The organism is Lachnoclostridium phytofermentans (genome assembly GCF_000733755.1).
Lineage (GTDB): Bacteria > Bacillota > Clostridia > Lachnospirales > Lachnospiraceae > Lachnoclostridium > Lachnoclostridium phytofermentans_A.
In genome coordinates, this window is record NZ_JPOF01000002.1 from 584,466 (window position 1) to 606,895 (window position 22,430).

The following is a 22,430-nucleotide window of genomic DNA, read 5'->3' on the forward strand; positions in this document are numbered from 1 at the left end:
AAGGTGCTATTAGTTAAGCAGCACCTTACTTTTTTTCTACTTTATTCTGCGATGGGAACTCTATGGTAACCGTTGTTCCTATCATTACTTCACTTTTTAATGTAATCTTAGCACCGTGCTTCGCTACGATATGTTTTACAATCGCAAGTCCAAGTCCGGTACCACCAGTTTGCTTGGAACGACTTTTATCCACACGATAAAAACGTTCAAATACTCGTGCAAAATGCTCCTTGGGAATCCCTATACCAGTATCCTCTACTGTAAGTATCACATTCTCATCCTTTGAATAGAGAACAACCTTTACAATACCACCCTTTTTATTATATCGAATTGCATTATCACAAAGATTTGTGATTAACTCCTCCATCATATTTTTATTCGCATAAAGCATTACTTTATTTCCAATTAGTTTTAACTCTACCTCATGATTTTTTGCAGTTATTTTCAAAGTATCCGTGCAATTTTTAGCTATCTCATATAAATCTAACTCTTCCTTCTTTACCTCTTCTTCTGCAATATCAAGTTCAGATAATTCAATGATATCATTGATAAGATGAAGTAACCTTGTTGCATTCTTCCTTATTTCTTTTGCAAATCGTATCGTATCCCCTTGCGAGGCTATCCCTTCCTCAATCAGCTCAGAATATCCAGTAATCGCGGTTAATGGAGTCTTTAACTCATGAGATACATTTGCAGTAAATTCCTGACGAATTTTTTCACTGTGTTCCAAATCTCTTAGCTGCTTATGTATATTACTATGCTGATCCTTAATCATCGTAGCAAATGGAATCAACTCCTCATAAGGAACTATCTCTTCAAACTCCGTAATAAGTGACAATTCTTGTGCCATATTCTCGATTGGACGAACAATTCGCTTTGTAAGATATTTCGCTAATAACGAGCAAATAAGCAATAATAGGATTGCAACCACTATGATAATTGGAAGAGCTTCATAAAATAAAGCAAGCATACCATTCGCTTCTTTGGCAACACGTAAAACATAATTATTTCCTATTTGCTTCGCATAGTAATAGGTGTTCTGTCCTATCGTATTGGATACTCGAATGTCCTTACCTATTCCTTCTTTTAGCGCCTCTTTAATCTCTGGTCGCTCTTTATGATTCTCCATACTAAAAGAATTAGCATCACTATCGTATAATACCGCTCCCTCTTGATCAATTAGAGTCACGCGAAGCACATCTTCCGAAGGTATCTGGCAACCATTTTCAATAGTTCCATCTCCGAACAAGACCTCTATCACCTCAAGGTTTGTTTCAAGATCACTAAAGATTTGCCTTTGAAACATCATATAGTAGACGAACATTGAAAGCATCGTGGTAACCACAATGGCAATGCCACCTACTACACATAACTGTACCGTTATCCTTTTTTTCATACTCATAGGACTTCCTCCTATTTGTTAGTCCCCGACTTTATACCCTACGTTACGGACGGTTTTTATGATATCACCACCAACACCTAACTTCTGGCGCAACGTTTTTATGTGCATATCTACGGTTCTACTTTCTCCCTCGTAATCAAAGCCCCATACACGTTCCATGATGCGATCCCTGGATAAAACAATTCCCTGGTTCTCTAAAAGATAGCGAAGTAGTTCAAACTCCTTATACGTAAGTTCACAGCTTTCACCTTCCACAGTTACACTATGTTTTTCAACGTGTAAGGACACATTATGAAAGCTTAGAGAACCAGAGTTTTGACCATTTCCTCCAGCTCGACGTAATAATGCTTTCACGCGAGAGACTAATTCCATAATCCCAAATGGTTTCGTAATATAATCATCGGCACCAAGGTCTAATCCCTTAACCTTATCCATCTCCGTGGTTTTTGCTGTAACCATCATGATAGGAATATTCGCTGTTTTTGGATTCTTTCTAACATTAGAAAGAATACTCAGTCCATCTTCCATCGGCAGCATAACATCTAGTAAAATTAATTCTGGAACTTCTTGGTCCAAAGCTCTATATAGTTCTTCTCCCGTTTCAAAAACTTCCACTTCAAATCCACTATTTTTTAATGCATACCCTTCAATTTCACGAATATTTCTATCATCTTCCACAATATAGATCAATGCTTTTTCCTCCGTAGCCATTTTTTATCCCCCTACTACATAAGTTTTTGCTCGTTTATGACAAGCTGAAACTTTAAGTTTAACTTTTCAGCCGCCCTTCTACATAAAAGCATTCGTCCCATAAATATTTCAAAATAATCCATTACTGCACAAACAGAAGTGTCGACATGTAATTTTAATTCAATGATTGTCTTCTCTGTATTAATTGTAATCTCAGACTTTTTCACAGAGTAATTGACACGGTCATGAATATCAAAACTAGCAATATCTTGATTCCGCACTCTTGTATCCCTAACATCAGTTTTATCTGCTAATATCAGGGCTGCAGAAACTGGATTGACTGGAAACGCTGTCGATTCATCATGATTTCCGATTGCTGTAATAATCGTTGCAATATCCTCTGGATCAGCACCTAGCTTATCAAGGATACGAAATGCCATAACAGCACCGCTTTGTGCATGATCAATTCGATTGATTACATTCCCGATGTCATGCAGATATCCTGCAATCTGGGCAAGTTCTGCCTCCCGTTCTGAGTAACCAAGAGTCAATAAAATATTCCTTGCTGTAAATGCTACCTTTCTTACATGTGCAAAACTATGTTCTGTATATCCAAGAGCGATTAATGTTTCATCTGCTTTTCTAATATACGTATTTACCGCTTCATTTTTCTCTAACTCTGCAAATGTTATCACTTAAGACCTCCATCCAGTTGCATTGTGTGTACTTTCTCACAGTGTGCAAAACATATTTTTGTATATAGTATTGCTAAAGTTTATAATTTCATTATAACATTACACTTTCTTTTTACACAACCTTTTATAAAATCTATGATTTCTAGCTATTTGCCTTCACCTCGGGTAAACGTACTGTAAAAGTAGAGCCCACATTTAGCTCACTTTCTAATGTTATATTACCACCATAATAATTTACAATATGTTTTACAATGGATAGGCCAAGACCAGTTCCATCAACCTTGCGGCTTCTTCCTTTGTCCACTCGGTAGAACCGTTCGAAAACTCTTGCCATCGAATCCTTTGGAATTCCAACTCCTGTATCCTTAACAACAATCATCAAATCTCTTCCTAAGGTGTTTATTGTTACATAAACCATACCATTTGGCTTATTGTATTTAATCGCATTCCCAATTAGATTGTTCAATAATTCTCTCATATGCTGTCTATTTGCATTGATAATGGCTGGCTTACATTCGGTTTGTAGATGAACTCCTTGCTTTACAGCGATTGGTTGAAGCGTGTTAATGACATCCTGTAATAATATCGCCATGCGAATTTCAGTCGTTTCAATCTCATAGTCCCTTGTTTCAAGTCTTGAAATCATAAGAATATCATTAATGAGATTCGTCATATTCTCTGTTTCCGTTAGTATTCGCTTCATAAAATCTTCACTGGTTGCTTTATCAGATGTAAATCCGCCCAGTAATAATTCGGTATAACCACGAATAGAAGTGATTGGCGTTTTTAATTCATGTGACGCATTCGAAAAGAATTCCTGACGCACCATTCGCTCAAATTCAATTCCTTCCGTATACTTCTTAACAGAATCAGCCATCTTCTTTGCTGATTGCGCAATGATGTTTAACTCTTCATAGGGTGTACTCGGCAGGGAAAGTTCTGGATTTTCCTCTTTATAATTATCCATAATGGATGCAATTTGATATAACGGCCTTGTAATTGATTTTGTCAAGGTGTCTGACATCACAACAGCTAATAATGCTGATACAGTAATACTGATCACGATGGAGGGAAGTAACCATAACAAGTATTCCGAGTTACCGGAATATGGAATCGCAATTCTTAGGATATAGTCTGACTTATTGGAAGAAATAGCGGTATAAAGCATCTGTGTTTCCATTGTAGTAGAATATCGCTTCGCATAACCAAGCCCATCCTTTAATGCTTCTTTCACTTCCTCACGTTCTAAGTGATTCTCTAAGCGTTCAATATCCTTGGTACCAGTATCTGCGACAACGTCTCCCTTATCATTAAGTATGGTATACCGTGCTTTTTTCTGGTCTAGTGTCGTTGATAATATTTTTATCTGATTCATTAAAGATTCGGTATAGTCAAGCGAATTATCAAGCGTAATCAGACTTAGTCTCATATCTTCCTTCGTATTCTTGTGCATAGTATTACTTACTGTTGTATAAAATAAGATACCACTGAACACCATAGCCCCTACCAGCACTAGAATAAATCGTTTCATAATCGCTCTTCTCATAGCTTACCATCCCTTTACCACTTATAAAATCCGTACATTATTAAGAGAACCAGTTTCATGGAACTCAGTCCATTCACAAATATTCACTGCATGATCGCCAATTCGCTCCATATACTTCGCTATCATTAAGATATCGATATAACTATCTGCATTCTCACCGCTATTTTTCATTGCCTCAATGACAGTACTTTTCACTTCATTGAATAAATCATCGACAATATCATCTTTTTTTATTGTTACTCTTGCTGCCTCTGTATCACAAGAAATAAATGCCTCAACTGCATCATGCACCATTTCTTTTGCAACTTGTGCCATCTTTGGTATTGCTTTTACGATAGTATACGTATTTTGCTTGATATTACGAAGAATTAACTCTGAAATATCTGCTGCGTGATCCCCAATACGCTCCATATCAGTTACAACCTTAAGTGCAGTAGTCACAATCCTAAGGTCTTTTGCAACCGGCTGCTGGCGTAGTATTAAAGATAGACATCTGGATTCAATCACTCGTTCCATATCATTAATGGTACGGTCTCCTTGAATAATCTCTGTGGCTAACGTTCCATCTTCATTTTCAAATGCCTTGATAACTTTATCAATGGCTGATTCTATTAAGGTACCCATATCTCTTAAATTATTGTTTAATATTGTTAACTCGTATTCAAAACTTACTCTTGGTGCCATATTATCCTCCATTCAGGGCTTTTACGCCTACTAATTATGATAGCATATTTGTACGCTATCACAATATGCAGATTGAAAATATTTTTCAACCTAACCCATATACTTTTTATCATCCAAATCTACCTGTAATATAATCTTCTGTTCTCTTATCGGTTGGTCTTGTAAATAACGTTTCTGTTTCCGCAAATTCAACCATATCTCCTACTAAGAAAAATGCAGTATAATCCGAAATACGAGCTGCCTGTTGCATATTATGAGTAACAATCGCAACTGTGTACTTTTCTTTCAAGTCACTCATTAAGTCTTCTATCTTTAATGTTGAGATTGGGTCAAGTGCTGAAGTTGGTTCATCCATTAGTAATACTTCTGGCTCTACCGCAAGAGCTCTGGCAATACATAATCTTTGCTGCTGCCCACCGGATAAACCAAGCGCAGATTTCTTTAAACGGTCTTTTACCTCTTCAAACAATGCTGCACCACGTAAAGATTTCTCAACAATTTCATCTAACTCTGCTTTCGCTTTTATTCCATGGATTCTTGGTCCATACGCTATATTATCATAAATACTCATAGGAAATGGATTGGGTTGCTGAAATACCATACCCACCTTTTTTCTTAGTAAGGTGGTATCTACCCTCTCTCCATAGATATCCTCCCCATCAAGAAGTATCTGTCCGGTGATCTTAACTCCATCTACATAATCATTCATACGGTTTAATGTCTTAAGAAAGGTTGACTTACCACATCCGGAAGGCCCTATAAAAGCTGTGATGGACTTTTCTTTAATGTCCATGTTAATCCCTTTGAGTGCATGATTTGTTCCATAATATAATTGCAAATCTCTTGTTATAATCTTATCCTTGCTCACTTTATTACCTCCGATTCACGTCAAATTTACGTGCTAACACTTTTGTTAGAATATTAATACCTAAAACTATCGTTAACAAAACAACCGCGATACCAAAAGCATCATCGTATTTTGCCTTTGTCATACTAAGATAAAGCTGAATGGTCAATGTACCACCTGGCTGGGTTACCTTTGTGATTAAGCCTTCTCCATATTCTCCAAGTTTCGGAAGTAAATAACCGCTACCTGCAGTAAATAAAAGAGCTGCTGACTCACCGACAATTCTGCCTATGGCAAGAATAATACCGGTTATAATTCCAGGCATCGCAGAAGGTAACAGTATTGTTCTAATCATATGCCATTTGGTAGAACCCATACCGAGTGCACCATCACGATAGCTTTTTGGAACTGTCTTCAATGCTTCCTGGGTATTTCTTGTAATGAGGGGAAGCACCATCAAACTTAAGGTTAGGGCACCAGTTAATAAGGAGTAGGATAATCCAAGGGTCGTTCCGAAAAACACCATACCAAATAAACCAAAGATAATCGATGGAATACCACTTAACGTCTCTGTCGTGAACTCAATCAATCGAACTACCTTTCCTGGTTTTGCATATTCATTCAGATAAATCGCTGCACCAATACCAATTGGGGTTACTAATAATAAAGTTAAGATGACAATGTACAAAGTATTAATAATATTTCCTGCAATACCAAACGTACCCTTAATAGCACTTGGGGCAGTCGTTAAAAACTCCCAGTTAACACTCCTAATTCCCCTTATGAAAACATAAGATACGATACCAACGAACAAAGCAATGGAAATTCCTGCGCAAAGAATAGTAAAACCGATTAGAATCTTATCTTTTGGCCTTCTTCTTTTTTCATAGATACTAATTTTTCTATCCATCTTTACTTCGATTGAAAGAATGTTTTATCTTTCAACCTTCCCTCCCTTCTTTAGGATTTTATTTAAGGAAAGGTTTATTATCATAATAAATACAAACAATACCAATCCGATTGTGAAGAGTACCTGACGATGGGTTCCCTGAGAATACGACATCTCACTAACAATCGCAGTTGTTAAGAAACGTACTGAATTAAATGGAAGTGGAATATTAACAACACTACCACTTACTAAACTTATCGCCATCGCTTCTCCAATCGCACGACCGATACCTAAAATAATCGCGGTTACAATACCAGATTTCGCAGCTGGAAGTAACACTTTTGTTATCGTTTGAATTTTAGTTGCTCCTACTGCTAAAGAGGCGTTTTTTAATGAAGCAGGAACTGCACGAAGTGCAGAAGAACTGATACTGATTACTGTCGGTAAAATCATAATTGCAAGTACTAGTACCGCAGAAATTAAATTTGCACCACCAGTGAAAATATGTGTTGGTGAATCCTTGAACAAATACATCTCTAATTTGTACATGAGTGGATTTAAGATTAATAAACCAAGTAAACCATATACTACGGACGGGATTCCCGCCAGTAATTCTACTGCAGGAGTTATGATTGCTGCTACTTTTTTATTTGCGATTTCTGTTAAAAATACAGCAGTACCAACACCGATTGGTACACCGATTAAAATTGCTGCAAACGTACCAACAATGGAGGTTAGAATAACATAAGCAATACCAAAGCTAGGCTCTGTCGCCGTAGGTTTCCATACGGTACTAAACAGAATTTCTTTTAGTCCTACTTTAAATATCGCTGGCACACCGTTGATAATCATGTAGAGTGAGATAGATACTACCGCAAGGACAGCAACAAAAGCGCAGGTAATAAAAATACCATGCGCAATTTTCTCTACTTTATCAGCAGCCTTATGATTCATCCCGCCATGTATTGTGCTACTTACTGGCATCGCTTTTTCCTCTTTCTTATTTTTCATACACTGCCTTCCTCTTTCTATAGCATTCTATACCTAAGTACTTAGTTGCATAGGAGAAAACTCCTATGCAACCATTTTCTTCTTCTAATTTTCGTCAATTAGTTCGCATCTTAATCTACAGTTATTAAACCTACTGCTTCAATGATTGCTTTTCCATCTTCTGATTTCATATATTCAAAGAAAGCTTGAATTAATTCACTCTGCTCGCTGATTTCGCCTTTGGTAGCCATTACAAATGGTCTGCTTAAAAAGTAATTACCAGCTTTGATATTCTCTGCTGTTGCAGCTACACCGTCTAAATCAGCTACAATTACACTATCATCAACAACATCAAGTGATACATATCCGATTGCACCTGCAGTAGAAGCAACCTTTGCCATTACCGCACCTGTATTGTCTAATTCATTTGCATAGACACACTGATCTTCTACTTTTAAGATTTCTTCAAATGCACCTCTTGTACCAGATCCAGCTTCTCTACCGATAACAACGATTGGCTGATCATTGCCGCCTAATTCACTCCAGTTACGAATAGTGCCGGTATAGATACCGATTAACTGATCTTTGGTTAAGTTTGTTACCGTGTTAGATTTATCAAGAACTACTGCAATACCATCGATAGCTACAATATTTTCAACTGCTCCCGCTTCTTTCTCTGCATCTTTTAAGTTTCTCGAAGAGTTACCGATGTCTGCTGTTCCATTTAATACTGCTTCAATACCTGCGCCAGAACCAACGAATTCAGGTGTTACTGTTACATTGCCATTTTTATTCATAAAATCTTCTGCTACTGCATTGCTTAACTTCTCCATTGAGGTGGAGCCGATTAAAGTAATTGTTCCGCTTAATTTTTTATCTTCTTGTTTATTATCTTCTTGTTTATTATCTTCTGATTTTGTAGGTTCATTTGTTACACCTGGATTCCCTGTATTTGAATTGTTTGCATCTTTGCTATCATCACTCTTTCCACAACCGGTAAGCACTCCTCCGATTAATGCTACGCAACAAGCCATAACTGCTGCCTTCTTCATAAATTTACTTATCATCATACTTACTCTCCTTTTCCCATGAGTTTTATTTTTCTTTCATTTCCTTTTGACACTCTTAATTTAACATAAAAAAAAAGCGTGAACTATCACACTATTGTATAAGTTATGTGAAATCTATGTAAAATTATAGCCATTTAGTTCTTATACAAAATAGCATAAAAACAAGATCCCCCCAGATTTTAAGTTAATCTCCTTAATATCTGAGGGAATCTAAGCTACATCTTCGTTTCAATAGAATACATTCTTCATATTTAAGTTAAGAGCTCATGCAAATTTCAAACAGTTCCGTTTTCATTGGCTTTCCAAAATAATAACCTTGCACCATATCGCACTGCATACGTTCGAGAAAATCAACCTGCTCTTTTGTCTCAACACCTTCACAAAGAACAGTCATTTTCATGAGTTTTGCCATTCGTATAATACTTTTTATAACTACTTCTTCTTTTTTTGTAATTATATTATCTGTAAGGAAGTCCTTGTCCAATTTTAAGATATCAAACTCTAAGTTCATTAAGAGATTTAAAGAAGAAAATCCCGATCCAAAATCATCCATCGATACTTTAAAATCATATTTTTTTAATTCCATTAATGTTTTTTTCGCTTGTTCCGAGTTTTCTAAGAAGATATTCTCTGTCAGTTCAAACTCAAGATACTTTGGCGGAATCCTATATTGTTCCACTAAGCGGATTACCTTTTTTGCAAAGTTATCTTGTTTCAGATGTACCCTTGAAACATTCACTGAGATAGGAACAATCTCCATCCCGTTCCTAATTCTATTTAATAAGTACTCACATACTTTTCCATAGACATAAAAATCTAACTTTGTAATAAAGCCATTCTGCTCAAAAATCGGTATAAATTCATTTGGATAGACAACAGTTCCATCTGGGCGCGCCCAGCGAGCCAATGCTTCTGCACCCACAATCCTCTTTGTTCTCAAATCAATCTTTGGCTGTAGCTCAAAATAAAATTCGTTATTCTTTAAAGCTTCCTCAGCAATACTTGTGATGCGGTAATATTTTTTTCTTTCCGCTTCCATATCCTTATCAAAGAGAACACAGTTGATTCGATTAAATTTTGCGATTTTTCTAGCTTGATTCGCATTATCTATATAGGTTTGAAGATCTAAATTTTTATTATCAATCAATATCACTCCTGCAGCAATATGAATCGAGGATTCTGGGTAGATACTTTGTATCTTCTTTTGAAAGCTATAACTTAACATCTGTGTTTCTTGAATCAGTTTTCGTTCAATTATTGGCCCCCTTAACGAAGTCATTCCAATAAAATAATCAGAAAAAATACGGCTACCTATCATATATCGCGAACTTTGTGACATAAAATGTTGTTCAAATAATCGCAATACCTCATCCCCTGCTGCATATCCATAGGTTTCATTAAAGTACTTGAAATTATTGATATCTGCATAAAACAATATGTACTGATTATTTAAATCATTTTTATATATTAATTCTGCTTGCTCTAAAAAGGAATCGTATTTAATTAGCCCCGTAACAGGATCAAATAAGGTAACTTGCTCAATACGTCTTTGAGCCTCCTGATTTGCTCTACATACCAGAAAAAAGTTCTCAAGAATTCGTTTTGTTTGCAAGAAAGCGCTTATTTCCTCCTCAGAAAACTTATCAATTCCATTCCTTGTCTCAATATTCAAAAATCCAATAAATTTCTCTTTTTGTTTTAATGCACACAATATCACATTATCTGCTTTGTTTTGTTCAATAATAGGAATAATATTCTTTGCTTCTTTCATACCTTTTAGTTCTTGCAAAGTAAAAAGCTCTTCCGACTGATCCCTTCGTTCGAAAAATACCTCTTTTAATTCCTCAGTATAGGTTATAATATGATTTCGCATTGGCTCATTTTCAGCGGTATGCCATTCATAAGTTGCCATAAAACATGGCAAATTGCGTTGCTTTTCTAGCACTGTAATATGACTTAATGAAAATTGCTTCCCTACCTTTGCTAAAAGAAGGGAAATAGCTTCCGATACATCATTTACTCTACTTATAAGTTCCAAGGCATAGCTCGATAATTCTAGGGTAAACTGCGTTCCTAACACATCCTTGTTATAGGTCATTAGCACCTCCTTCGTAAGTCATGCACCTACCATACTACGAAATCGCTCTCGTTTTCTTCTTTCTTATTACAATCCCATTAATATGCTATTCTATTTTCTTTTCTCTTTCACATATCTTAATATATTATGTCGAACATTATAAAATTATAGCATATTTAGTAATTTCTAACAAGTTCGTTGAAAAATTTTTTCATAATTCGTTAGACCTAGAAAAAGGGTTCCCAATATCTTATTTTGGGAACCCCTAGTTCTGTGAACAAATTTTTAATAACTAGTAAAACCTTCTCCTTGGTCCTCGTTCTTTTTGAAATACTTTCACTTCGGAACATGGTTTTAGACAAACATCACATGGATCATTGATCATGAAAAATTCATCTAATGTCATATCACAATTGTGAAGAATATCACCAAGTGATTCGCATTCTCTCACGGTATGAATCATGGTATTTCTTCTCGGAACTTTACAAACTGGTTCTTCTGGACACAATGGACAAATCGGTACTGGTTCACATTCTGGCTCTACTGGACAGATTGGTGTTATTTCACATTCTGGCTCCACTGGGCAGACTGGCATAACTTCACATTCTGGCTCCATTGGACAGGTTGGAATCTCTGGTATCACCGGTATAATTGGAATTATTACGATTTCCTTCTCTTCCGGTAATATTGGGAAAATAGGTCTTAGTGGAGGTCTTTGTGGTTTTTCAGGTTTCGGAGTTACCGGAGGTCTTTGTGGAATTGGTCTTAATTGAGGTATTTCAGGTTTTGGAACTGGTCTTGGTGGTACTGGTATCGGTGGTATTATTGGTATTGGTGGTTTTGGTATAGGCATCTGAGGTGGTGGTGGTGGTACTGGTCTCACTGGTGGCATTACCGGTGGTGCTGGTGATACTGGTGGTAACGGTTGCACCGGAGGCATTACTGGTGGCATTGGAGCTGTTGGTGGTACTGGTACCTCTTCAGGCAATCTAGGAATACAGATTTGCTGACCAATCTGTAAATTATAAACATCAACATTAGGGTTAGCTCGCATAATGAGAGCAAGTGGAACATTATACTCTAAACTTAACTTATAAAGAGTGTCCCCTGCTTTTATTGTATACAACATACCATCTTCACATGGTGGAGTTGGAGGCATAACTGGTGGTGCTGGTTTTGGTGGCACCGGTTTTGGTGGCACTGGTTTTGGTGGCACCGGTTTTGGTGGCACTGGTTTTGGTGGTACTGGTTTTGGTGGTACTGGTTTTGGTGGCACCGGCATCACTGGTGGTACTGGCATCACCGGTGGCATCACTGGCGGTACTGGTTTCACTGGCGGCATCACTGGTGGTACTGGCTTCACCGGTGGCATCACTGGCGGTACTGGTTTCACTGGCGGCATCACTGGTGGTACTGGCTTCACCGGTGGCATCACTGGCGGTACTGGTTTCACTGGTGGCATCACTGGTGGCATTGGTTTCACTGGTGGCATCACTGGCGGTACTGGCATTCCACCTGACACACCCGGAATACATACACGCTGTCCAATTTGAAGATTATATGGGTCTTCATAAGGATTTGCACGGATAATTGCATCCAGTGGAACATTGTATTGTAAACTTAGCTTATAAAATGTGTCCCCAGACCGAATCACATGAAACATTCCATCACAGGTAAGTGGTCTCTCCATTGGCTTACTTGGCTTCGATGGCTTTGGACTTGACGGCATCATAGGAGGAACTGGCTTTCCTGAAGCTGTAGAATTAGATGTAGTAGGTGACATTGGTGTTACCGGCATTGTTGGCATTGATGTAGTTGGTGGCATTGGTGTCACCGGCGTTGTTGGCATTGATGTAGTTGGTGGCATCGGAGTTACCGGTGTTGTTGGCATTGATGTAGTTGGTGGCATTGGTGTCGCCGGCATTGTTGGTGTTCCAGTGATTACATTAGGAATACAGATACGCTCCCCGATTTGAAGGTTGTATACATCCACATATGGATTAGCTTGAAGAATTTCTGCCAGTGGAACCTTATAATATCCACTTAATTTGTATAGCGTATCACCGGACTTAATCGTATGAATAATTCCATTACATGATTTTTGATCCATAGCAGTCCTTGAAGAAATAGTATCAAGATAATATATGAAATTTACCTCGATAATGTGATGATATGTATCTACATTCTTAAATTTTGTCAAGTAAGTAATTAGCAAGGATTCCGTTATAATTTCATTAACTTTTACAAATTGAGGATTATTTGGTTGAACTAAAGTTCTGGGTGTCGTATAATAAGTAACTGGTATATTATGATTATCACCAATTTATGGCTTAAAATGTAAAAAATCATCGATAGCTTATCCATGGTTTTAGAACGAGAGGTTTATTATGTTAAAATCCAACTATTCCTTAGGAATCGACATCGGTTCCACGACGGTAAAAATCGCTGTATTAGACATCAACAATCAGATGATATTTTCTGATTATGAGCGTCATTTTGCCAACATACAAGGTACTCTTGCGGACTTAATGACTCGTGCAAAATCTGCACTTTCTGACCTTACAGTAGCACCTGTAATAACCGGTTCCGGCGGATTGGCGATTTCCAAGCATCTTAATGTACCTTTTGTACAAGAAGTTGTTGCAGTGGCAACCTCTTTGAAAGATTATGCTCCTGATACAGATGTCGCCATTGAACTCGGTGGAGAAGATGCCAAAATAATTTACTTTACGAATGGTATCGAACAAAGAATGAATGGTATCTGTGCTGGAGGAACCGGTTCTTTTATTGATCAGATGGCAACTCTTTTAAAAACAGATGCTGCCGGCTTAAATGATTACGCAAAAAATTATCAAGCTATCTATCCAATTGCCGCACGATGCGGTGTATTTGCAAAATCAGATATCCAACCTTTAATTAACGAAGGTGCAACAAAACCTGATCTTGCAGCATCTATTTTTCAAGCGGTCGTAAATCAGACGATAAGTGGTCTTGCATGTGGCAAGCCAATTCGTGGTAATGTAGCCTTCCTTGGTGGGCCTTTACACTTCTTATCTGAACTGAAAAATGCATTTGTACGAACACTAAATCTAACAAAAGAACAGACGATTGCACCAGATCATTCTCATTTGTTTGCAGCAATCGGATCTGCAATGAATCATAATCCAAAAGTGACCACTTCCCTTCAAACATTTATTGACCATCTAACAACTGGTATTACTCTTGATTTTGAAGTTAATCGAATGGACCCACTCTTTGATAACGAAGAATCTTATGAGATGTTTTTACATAGACACAACACTCATGCAGTTAGAAAAGGTGATTTAACCACCTATCAGGGAAATTGTTATCTTGGAATTGATGCTGGTTCTACGACAACGAAAGCAGCCCTTGTTGGTGAGGATGGTTCCCTTTTATATTCTTTCTATAGTAATAACAATGGTAGTCCTTTAAAAACTACAATCAAAGCAATAAAAGAGATCTATACGTTATTACCAAAGGAAGCTAACATAGTTCGAAGCTGCTCCACTGGGTACGGAGAAGCCCTTATTAAATCTGCCCTGATGCTAGATGAAGGTGAAGTTGAAACTGTAGCACACTATTATGCTGCTGCCTTCTTTGATCCAAAGGTGGATTGTATCCTTGACATTGGTGGTCAGGATATGAAATGTATAAAGATAAAAAATGGTACTGTCGACAGCGTACAATTAAATGAGGCTTGTTCCTCTGGTTGTGGTTCTTTTATTGAAACATTTGCGAAGTCCTTAAATTATGAGGTTGCTGATTTTGCTAAAATTGCATTATTTGCAAAAAATCCGATTGATCTAGGCTCCCGTTGTACTGTTTTCATGAATTCTAAAGTAAAGCAAGCTCAAAAAGAGGGGGCGACTGTTGCTGACATCAGCGCTGGACTCGCTTATTCTGTTATTAAAAATGCACTTTATAAGGTTATTAAAATAGCAGACCCAAAAGACCTGGGATCACATATTGTAGTTCAGGGTGGCACTTTCTACAATGATGCTGTCTTAAGAAGTTTTGAACGAATCTCTGGTTGCGAAGCAGTACGCCCAGATATCGCAGGTATCATGGGAGCTTTTGGTGCCGCCTTAATTGCTAGAGAACACTACAATCAGGAAGAAACTACTATGCTTCCTATTGAGCGTATTAACGAACTTAAATTTGAATCGAGTATGGCTCGCTGTAAAGGATGTACGAACAGCTGTCTGCTCACAATTAATAAGTTTACAGGTGGAAGACAGTTTATCTCTGGTAATCGTTGTGAAAAAGGGATCGGAAAAGAAAAGAATAAAGATAATATTCCTAACCTTTATGAATATAAACTTCATCGCTATATGGATTATGAGCCACTTGCGAAAGACCTCGCTCCTCGTGGTGTAGTCGGTATTCCTCGTGTCTTAAATATGTACGAGAATTATCCATTCTGGTTCACCTTCTTCACAAAGCTAGGTTATCGGGTAATTCTATCCCCGGATTCTACCAGAGGTATCTATGAGCTAGGTATTGAGTCGATTCCAAGTGAGTCAGAATGTTATCCAGCAAAGATCGTACACGGACACATTATGTGGCTAATTAAGCAAGGAATCCCTTATATATTCTATCCTTGTGTACCTTATGAAAGAAAAGAAATATCGGGTACGGGTAATCATTACAATTGTCCTATTGTAACTTCATACGGGGAGAACATAAAGAACAATGTGGAGGAACTAAAATCTGAGCACATCTGTTATCAAAATCCTTTCCTCTCCTTTGAGAATCAGGAGATACTCACGAACCGTTTGGTCGAATATCTTCTCTCGGAGCAACGTATGGCTTCCCAATCTTCATTGGATTACACAAGTGAATTTGCATGTACGAATAACTTTTCTAACAGTAAAATTACAGAAGCAGAAATACGGGCTGCTGCTTCCCTAGCATGGGCTGAATTAGAAGAAGCCAGAGAAGATATGAAAAAGCAAGGCGAGCAGACTATGGAGTATTTAAGAAAAACTGGTCGTATGGGTATTGTTCTCGCTGGACGTCCTTATCATGTGGACCCTGAGATAAATCATGGTATTCCAGAATTAATTAACTCTTATGGGGTTGCTGTTCTTACAGAAGATAGCGTTTCTCACCTTGGAACTGTGGAACGTCCAATGATTGTTGTAGACCAATGGATGTACCATAGCCGCTTATATGCTGCTGCCTCTTATGTTAGAAATCAACCAAACCTGCAACTGATACAATTAAACTCCTTTGGCTGTGGGCTTGACGCTGTTACCACTGACGGCGTTAGTGATATCCTCACAAGTGCAGGAAAAATCTATACTGTACTTAAGATAGATGAAGTTAATAATCTAGGTGCAGCAAGAATCAGAATCAGATCACTTCTTTCCGCAGTAAACGATCGTAATCGTAAACACATTGGAATAAAAGTAGAATCTCCTGCTTATCACCGAGTAGTTTTCACGAAAGAAATGCGAGAAGACTATACTTTATTGGCTCCTCAGATGTCACCAATCCATTTTGACTTCCTTGAGCCTGCTTTTAAATCCTGTGGTTATCACCTTGAAGTATTAAATAATGACAACAAGGCTGCAGTGGATGCTGGACTTAAGTATGTAAATAACGATGCCTGTTATCCATCCTTAATGGTTGTAGGACAAATTATGGATGCTCTTCTTTCCGGAAAATACGACCTAAATAAGGTTGCTGTTATGATCACCCAAACCGGAGGAGGTTGTCGCGCAACCAATTACATCGGTTTTATTCGAAGAGCGTTAAAGAAAGCAGGTTTTGAGCAGATACCAGTTGTATCAATCAGTACTTCTGGTCTGGAAAAAAATCCGGGCTTTGAAATCAACTACAATATGGTAGTCCGTGCAGTACAGGCACTTGTATATGGAGATATCTTTATGAGAGTCCTCTATCGTACGAGACCATATGAGAAAGAACCTGGTTCTGCTAATGCCCTACATGCACACTGGAGAGATGTCTGTGTTAAATCTGTTCAGAACGGTAAATGGAAAGAATTCCGTAATAACTGTCGTGGTATTATTGAAGCATTTGATACACTTCCATTAGATGAAAGTATCAAAAAGCCAAGGGTTGGTATCGTTGGTGAAATCTTGGTTAAGTTCCTACCTGCTGCTAACAATTACTTGGTTGATTTGTTAGAAGCTGAAGGTGCTGAAGCTGTAATGCCTGATATGATTGATTTCTTCTTATACTGCTCTTATGATGCAAATTATAAAGCACAATACCTTGGTAAAAAGAAAATAGATGCCTTTTATAATAATTTGATTATACGTTTTCTTGAATTCGCCAGAAAAGAAGCAAGAAAGGCATTAGAGGAAAGTAAACGTTTCAATCCACCAAAGTACATCCATGAATTAGCCAAAATGGCTGAGCCGATTGTATCGATCGGTAACCAGACTGGTGAAGGTTGGTTCCTAACTAGTGAAATGGTAGAATTAATTCACACTGGTGTTCCAAATATTGTTTGTGCGCAACCTTTTGCCTGCCTACCAAACCATATTGTCGGTAAGGGTGTTATTAAAGAGCTTCGGAATCGTTATCCATCCTCTAACATAGTTGCTGTTGACTATGATCCAGGAGCCAGCGAAGTAAACCAATTAAATCGAATCAAACTTATGTTAGCAACCGCTGTTAAAAACCTAGAATAGCGATATCTTACTGACGGAGTTAGTGTGAAAGAAATCTTCGATTTCTTTCACACAGAAGTTTGTGCCTGCGTCGTCCTCGGCACAAACTTCCGGCCTACTACTAAGCGGGCATGGTTTCAAGTGTGAAAAATCTAGTTTTTTCACACTAAAATTTCTGCTTGCGTAATCCTCAGTACAAATTTTGTATGCGCAAAGAACATGCGCCAGAATGGAGATTATTATGTATTCACTGATGCTTACAATCCAGATAATAGCTCTCTTAACCAACTTCACAGTTATCCTTGTGTTGTTGATTAAGAAACCATTTCGTGGACAAGCTATCTTTTTAGCACTGTGCCTAGCTGTACTGGTTCAATGTTTTGGTTATACACTTGAGATTACAAGTACTTCTTTGGATGCTGCGATGGTTTCTATTAAAATCCAGTACCTTGGAAGTGCTTATGTGAATATTCTGTTTTTATCCTTCTTGTTAGATTATTGCAAAATCAAAAAGGGGCTGTGAAAAAAGCACCTAACTAGAAAAGAGGATTTTTAATTCACGTTAGTGAGTTAAAAATCCTCTTTTTGTGGTAAAATTTATCTGCAATGAAAAATCAAACCACAACTTATTCTAAATCAAAACAAGGCATTTTGCCAATGTTTATTTCAGATTTTCTTGATATTTGTGATCCGGTTTTGACATTTGACGAATTCATGGAGGGAATTGACTTAGCTAAGTATCTGAGAAACATACCAGAACATGAAACTGGGCGCATCAGATATAATCCCGTCAACATGCTGAAAACGGTGCTTTTTGGATTTATGACCCAGGGCTACATGTCACTAAGAGAACTGGAAGATAACTGCAGAGTAAATATCAGATTCATGTATTTAATTGATAACGAAAGACCTTCCTACAGGACTTTTTCCTATTTCATCAATGATGTTTTAGGTGACTCCATTGAAGATATTTTCAACGATATCAATAAAAAGATTTTTGAACAGGAAAATGTAGACCTCAACCACCTTTACATAGACGGTTCAAAATTTGAAGCAAATGCGAATAAGTACAGCTGGGTATGGAAAAAAGCTACTGAGAAATCCAGATACCGACTGTTTGAAAAGATAACTGCCCTTTTTCATGAAATCAATACAGACCTTGAATGGTCAGGGCTTAAAATAGAAGCAAACGTAGAGTATGCACCTGAACAGCTACGTGAAATAGCTGATCAGTATGCCAAGGTTTGGAACGTTGATAGATCCGATTTTGTTTATGGAAAGGGACATCGAAAAACCTGTCAGCAGAGGCAGTATGAGAAGCTTTTAGAGTATGCCTCAAAGCTGGAGGAATACATAGAAAAGGTGAATATCTGTGGCCCTGCACGTAACAGTTATTCCAAAACAGATCATTCCGCCACATTTATGAGGATAAAAACGGATTACATGGGAAATGATCAGTTACTTCCGGCATACAATGTACAGGTTGGGGTAGCTGATGAATATATAGCAGTTGTTGACGTTAACCAGTATCGTTCAGACATGGACTGTTTTGTACCACTCATGGAGCAATTCAAAAAGACATATGGATTTTACCCGAAATATCCAACTGCGGATGCCGGATATGGTTCATATAATAACTATATTTACTGTGAACAGCATGATATGGAAAAATACATGAAATTCACTATGTTCAAGAAGGAAACCGAAGATAAAAAATACCATAATGATCCGTTCAGAGCTGTCAATTTCAGATTTAATTCGGAAGGATACATGATATGTCCAAATGAAAAGAGATTTATTTTTTCTCACCGAAGAGCAGTACGTGGAAATGAATACGGACGTCAGGAAGAAATCTATGTCTGCGAAGACTGCAGCAACTGTCCATATACAGCTCAATGCAAGAAAACAGAGAATAATCGTACTATAAGAATCAATCAAGAACTGACAGCGATGCATCAGGAAGTGATTGAAAATCTTGAAAGTATACATGGTGCACTTTTAAGAATGAATCGATCCATTCAAGCAGAAGGAACATTTGGAATCATGAAAAATGATCGAAACTATAAAAGAATTGTCAGAAGAGGAATCAATTCTGTACGATTAGAGATTTTTTTAGTTTCTATCGGACAAAATCTATATAAATATCATAATAAAAAGATGCGACTTCAAAAATCAGCATAAAATCCAAAATGCTGATTCTATGGGGTAGGGGGATTTATGCTCTTTTTTAGAGTGTTGATTTAGATTAAAAACAACTAGAGACGTCGGTTAAACCGACGTCTCTGTGTTAGGGGCTTTTTTCACAGCCCCTTTTTGTTTAATACATTCATTCTCTTTGCAGTAGTCACATGTGAGTATCATCCATATTACTACTCTTCCATTCAGTTTGTACAAGAAGGTTCTTTCCCCCACGTTGTATTTACCAAGGGAATTCTTTATAATTTATTTAAAGCTGAAGTTTTAGTAATAAATTTTATTATATTCTTTATCGTAATTTATTATTACTTTCGCCAAGGGAAAAAAAGAAGAAAGCAAGAACTTAATTTCGTTGGTGCATGTTTATTCCCTAGTGTTACTTGCGCCTCCTATTTTATGAGTTTCTTCCGTGAATATGATCCTTCTTCTGCAAGTTTTGTAATCTCTGGTGTTTTAGTATTAATAGCAATTTATCGCCATCAGTTATTTGATATCATACATACCGCAAGAGACCGCGTTATCGAAGTTATGGATGAGGCATTAGTTGTTGTTGATGCCGACTTTCATCTCCTTGACTATAATCCTGCTGCTAAAAAATTATTTCCGGAATTAAAAAAATCTGAATTAAATAGTCCCCTACACAAACTTTCCAAAGAATTGGACTGTTTATTTCATCAAAACCAGGTTTATGAGTTTCAAAAAGAGATACGCATATACAACGCACATATAAATAAAATTTGTTATAATGATGAGTTGGTTGGATATTCTGCATGGATATTCGATATTACAGAAAGTAAAAACTATATGAAGAACCTGATTGATATGAGAGAGCAAGCAGAAAAAGCAAACTCTGCAAAAAGTTTATTTTTAGCCCATATGTCGCATGAAATACGTACTCCATTAAATGCCATTATTGGTCTTACGGATATCCTTCTTCATAAAGATACTGATTATGAATTACATAATGATATTCTTAATATTAAGCATGCAGGCGGAACGCTCCTAAGTCTGATTAATGATGTTCTTGACATAACTAAAATAGAGTCCGGTAAACTTAGCTTAGTAGATGAACCATATAAACTAACTAGTGTTATCCATGAAGTAATCAATATTATTGGTGTAAAATTAATGTCAAAACCAATTTCCTTACAGGTTTCAATTTCTGATCAGTTACCGAAGTACTTCTATGGAGATGAGCTACGACTTCGTCAAATTCTCATAAATCTCATGAATAATGCTGCAAAGTTCACGGAAAAAGGGACTATTTCTCTCCAAGTGGAACTAACGAGTTATGATCTTGATACCCAGACTGCTCTACTGTTATTTCATGTAAAAGACACCGGTCTTGGTATTGCAAAAGAAGATCAAAAGCGTATCTTTCACAGTTTTGAACAAGGATCTGTAGGTAACGAAGTTTTGGTGGAGGGGTCCGGCCTTGGTTTAACAATATGTAAAAGAATTATAGAATCTGCAGGAGGAACCATACAGGTAGAATCCGACCTTGGGGTAGGTAGTGATTTTTCATTCACCTTGCCTCAAAAAGTATATTCGCAAGAGCATCAAAAAAACTCTGCTTCTACCTTAAAGCCAGGTGCTATCTATAAGATTTCACCACCATTTACCGCACCTGAAGTTAAAGTACTTGTAGTGGATGATAATCGTTTGAATCTAAAAGTAGCAAGTGGTCTACTAAAGTTATTTGATCTCTCAGTAACCGTTGCATTAAGCGGAACTGAGTGTCTAAAACTAATTCAAAAGGAAGCTTATCATATTATTTTTCTTGATCACATGATGCCACAAATGGATGGTTTGGAAACACTCAAAGAAATTCGTTCTCTTCCATCCCAGTATCACCAGAATGTTCCGATCATCGCATTGACAGCAAATGCTGTTTCTGGTATCAAAGAGATGTTTCTTGCAAATGGATTTAATGATTACTTAAGTAAGCCAATTGCAATCAGCCACTTGGAAGCTCTATTGAAACGATGGTTGCCATCCTCGTTTCTAAAATTACAAAAGTCCGAGGTTAGTGAGCCATTGTATCAAGAGGTTGCGGATTTTGGTAACATTGATTATCAAAGCGGTCTAGTAAACTGTGCAAACCAGACTGAGATTTATATCACCGCAGTAAAACAGTTCCTACATGATGCAAGAGCTACAACAGAGCAGTTATCAAATGCAAAAGACCTTGAGGATATTCTACTGTTTACTACAATAGTTCATGGAATAAAGTCAGCAGCTAAAACGCTTGGCGCAATCGAGCTTTCCCGTATCGCTTGTGAGTTAGAAAAATACGGACACAAACAATCTTTCAGTGGGATTGAAGAACTATACCCATCCTTTAAGGCAGAGTATCAAAATGCGATATCCTCCTTTACTAATTTTATAAAAGAGTATTCATGATACCACCACTATAAGATACCGAATGTAGCGGTCTGATGAATTATAAATGACAAACTGCTAAGAGTTCCATACTCTTAGCAGTTTTTTTAATAAATCATGACAAAGAAAAGTTTATCCGATATATTCAATTAACAAATTAGCTACCACCAAATCAACATGAGGAAGAACCATTTCATAGTTTGAAGCTGCATAACAGAATCCAATTTCATATGATTCTCATAATCAGACAAGCTAATTTCTTCCCACGGACTTTTTCTTCTCTCACTTCCAATTCTGATT

Annotated in this window: 15 protein-coding genes; 4 read left to right on the forward strand and 11 right to left on the reverse strand. The window is 37.2% G+C overall.

The window, feature by feature from the left end; all coding sequences use genetic code 11:
- Nucleotides 1–25: 25 nt before the first annotated feature.
- From CC92_RS0105195 to CC92_RS21455, 11 genes are all read right to left on the reverse strand, one after another.
- Nucleotides 26–1,402, reverse strand: coding sequence for a sensor histidine kinase (locus CC92_RS0105195; RefSeq protein WP_051650824.1), 1,377 nt, complete (start codon nt 1,400–1,402; stop codon nt 26–28).
- 18 nt (nt 1,403–1,420) lie between these two features.
- On the reverse strand, nt 1,421–2,113 hold the full coding sequence (locus tag CC92_RS0105200) for a response regulator transcription factor (protein WP_029504044.1): 693 nt from the start codon (nt 2,111–2,113) through the stop codon (nt 1,421–1,423).
- A gap of 14 nt (nt 2,114–2,127) precedes the next feature.
- Nucleotides 2,128–2,787, reverse strand: coding sequence for an HD domain-containing protein (locus tag CC92_RS0105205; RefSeq protein WP_029504043.1), 660 nt, complete (start codon nt 2,785–2,787; stop codon nt 2,128–2,130).
- A gap of 142 nt (nt 2,788–2,929) precedes the next feature.
- A complete protein-coding gene (locus tag CC92_RS0105210) occupies nt 2,930–4,333 on the reverse strand; it encodes a sensor histidine kinase (protein WP_029504042.1) in 1,404 nt (467 codons plus the stop codon).
- Nucleotides 4,334–4,354: 21 nt separating this feature from the next.
- Complete coding sequence (gene phoU / locus CC92_RS0105215; protein ID WP_029504041.1) at nt 4,355–5,017, reverse strand: phosphate signaling complex protein PhoU; 663 nt, start codon at nt 5,015–5,017, stop codon at nt 4,355–4,357.
- Between the two features lie 109 nt (nt 5,018–5,126).
- Complete coding sequence (pstB, locus tag CC92_RS0105220) at nt 5,127–5,885, reverse strand: phosphate ABC transporter ATP-binding protein PstB (RefSeq protein ID WP_029504040.1); 759 nt, start codon at nt 5,883–5,885, stop codon at nt 5,127–5,129.
- Between the two features lie 4 nt (nt 5,886–5,889).
- Nucleotides 5,890–6,774, reverse strand: coding sequence for a phosphate ABC transporter permease PstA (pstA, locus tag CC92_RS0105225; RefSeq protein ID WP_029504039.1), 885 nt, complete (start codon nt 6,772–6,774; stop codon nt 5,890–5,892).
- A gap of 24 nt (nt 6,775–6,798) precedes the next feature.
- Nucleotides 6,799–7,707 carry a phosphate ABC transporter permease subunit PstC gene (gene pstC / locus CC92_RS0105230; RefSeq protein ID WP_029504038.1) on the reverse strand — a complete coding sequence of 303 codons (909 nt, stop codon included), beginning with the start codon at nt 7,705–7,707 and terminating at the stop codon, nt 6,799–6,801.
- Between the two features lie 167 nt (nt 7,708–7,874).
- On the reverse strand, nt 7,875–8,813 hold the full coding sequence (locus CC92_RS0105235; RefSeq protein ID WP_029504037.1) for a phosphate ABC transporter substrate-binding protein: 939 nt from the start codon (nt 8,811–8,813) through the stop codon (nt 7,875–7,877).
- A gap of 256 nt (nt 8,814–9,069) precedes the next feature.
- Nucleotides 9,070–10,911 carry a putative bifunctional diguanylate cyclase/phosphodiesterase gene (locus CC92_RS20745; protein WP_029504036.1) on the reverse strand — a complete coding sequence of 614 codons (1,842 nt, stop codon included), beginning with the start codon at nt 10,909–10,911 and terminating at the stop codon, nt 9,070–9,072.
- Nucleotides 10,912–11,182: 271 nt separating this feature from the next.
- Nucleotides 11,183–13,000 carry a LysM peptidoglycan-binding domain-containing protein gene (locus CC92_RS21455; RefSeq protein WP_051650823.1) on the reverse strand — a complete coding sequence of 606 codons (1,818 nt, stop codon included), beginning with the start codon at nt 12,998–13,000 and terminating at the stop codon, nt 11,183–11,185.
- 274 nt (nt 13,001–13,274) lie between these two features.
- Here CC92_RS21455 and CC92_RS0105250 point away from each other — a divergent pair, with 274 nt between their 5' ends.
- From CC92_RS0105250 to CC92_RS21460, 4 genes are all read left to right on the forward strand, one after another.
- Entirely contained in the window at nt 13,275–17,573 is a 4,299-nt protein-coding gene (locus CC92_RS0105250) for an acyl-CoA dehydratase activase-related protein (protein ID WP_242841394.1), read from the forward strand.
- A 220-nt stretch (nt 17,574–17,793) separates the two neighbouring features.
- Nucleotides 17,794–18,075, forward strand: a complete 282-nt coding sequence (locus tag CC92_RS0105255; RefSeq protein WP_029504032.1) for a histidine kinase N-terminal 7TM domain-containing protein — start codon at nt 17,794–17,796, stop codon at nt 18,073–18,075.
- An 83-nt stretch (nt 18,076–18,158) separates the two neighbouring features.
- Nucleotides 18,159–19,733 carry an IS1182 family transposase gene (locus CC92_RS0105260; RefSeq protein WP_029501492.1) on the forward strand — a complete coding sequence of 525 codons (1,575 nt, stop codon included), beginning with the start codon at nt 18,159–18,161 and terminating at the stop codon, nt 19,731–19,733.
- A gap of 132 nt (nt 19,734–19,865) precedes the next feature.
- Nucleotides 19,866–22,151, forward strand: a complete 2,286-nt coding sequence (locus CC92_RS21460) for an ATP-binding protein (RefSeq protein ID WP_051650822.1) — start codon at nt 19,866–19,868, stop codon at nt 22,149–22,151.
- Nucleotides 22,152–22,430 lie beyond the last annotated feature (279 nt).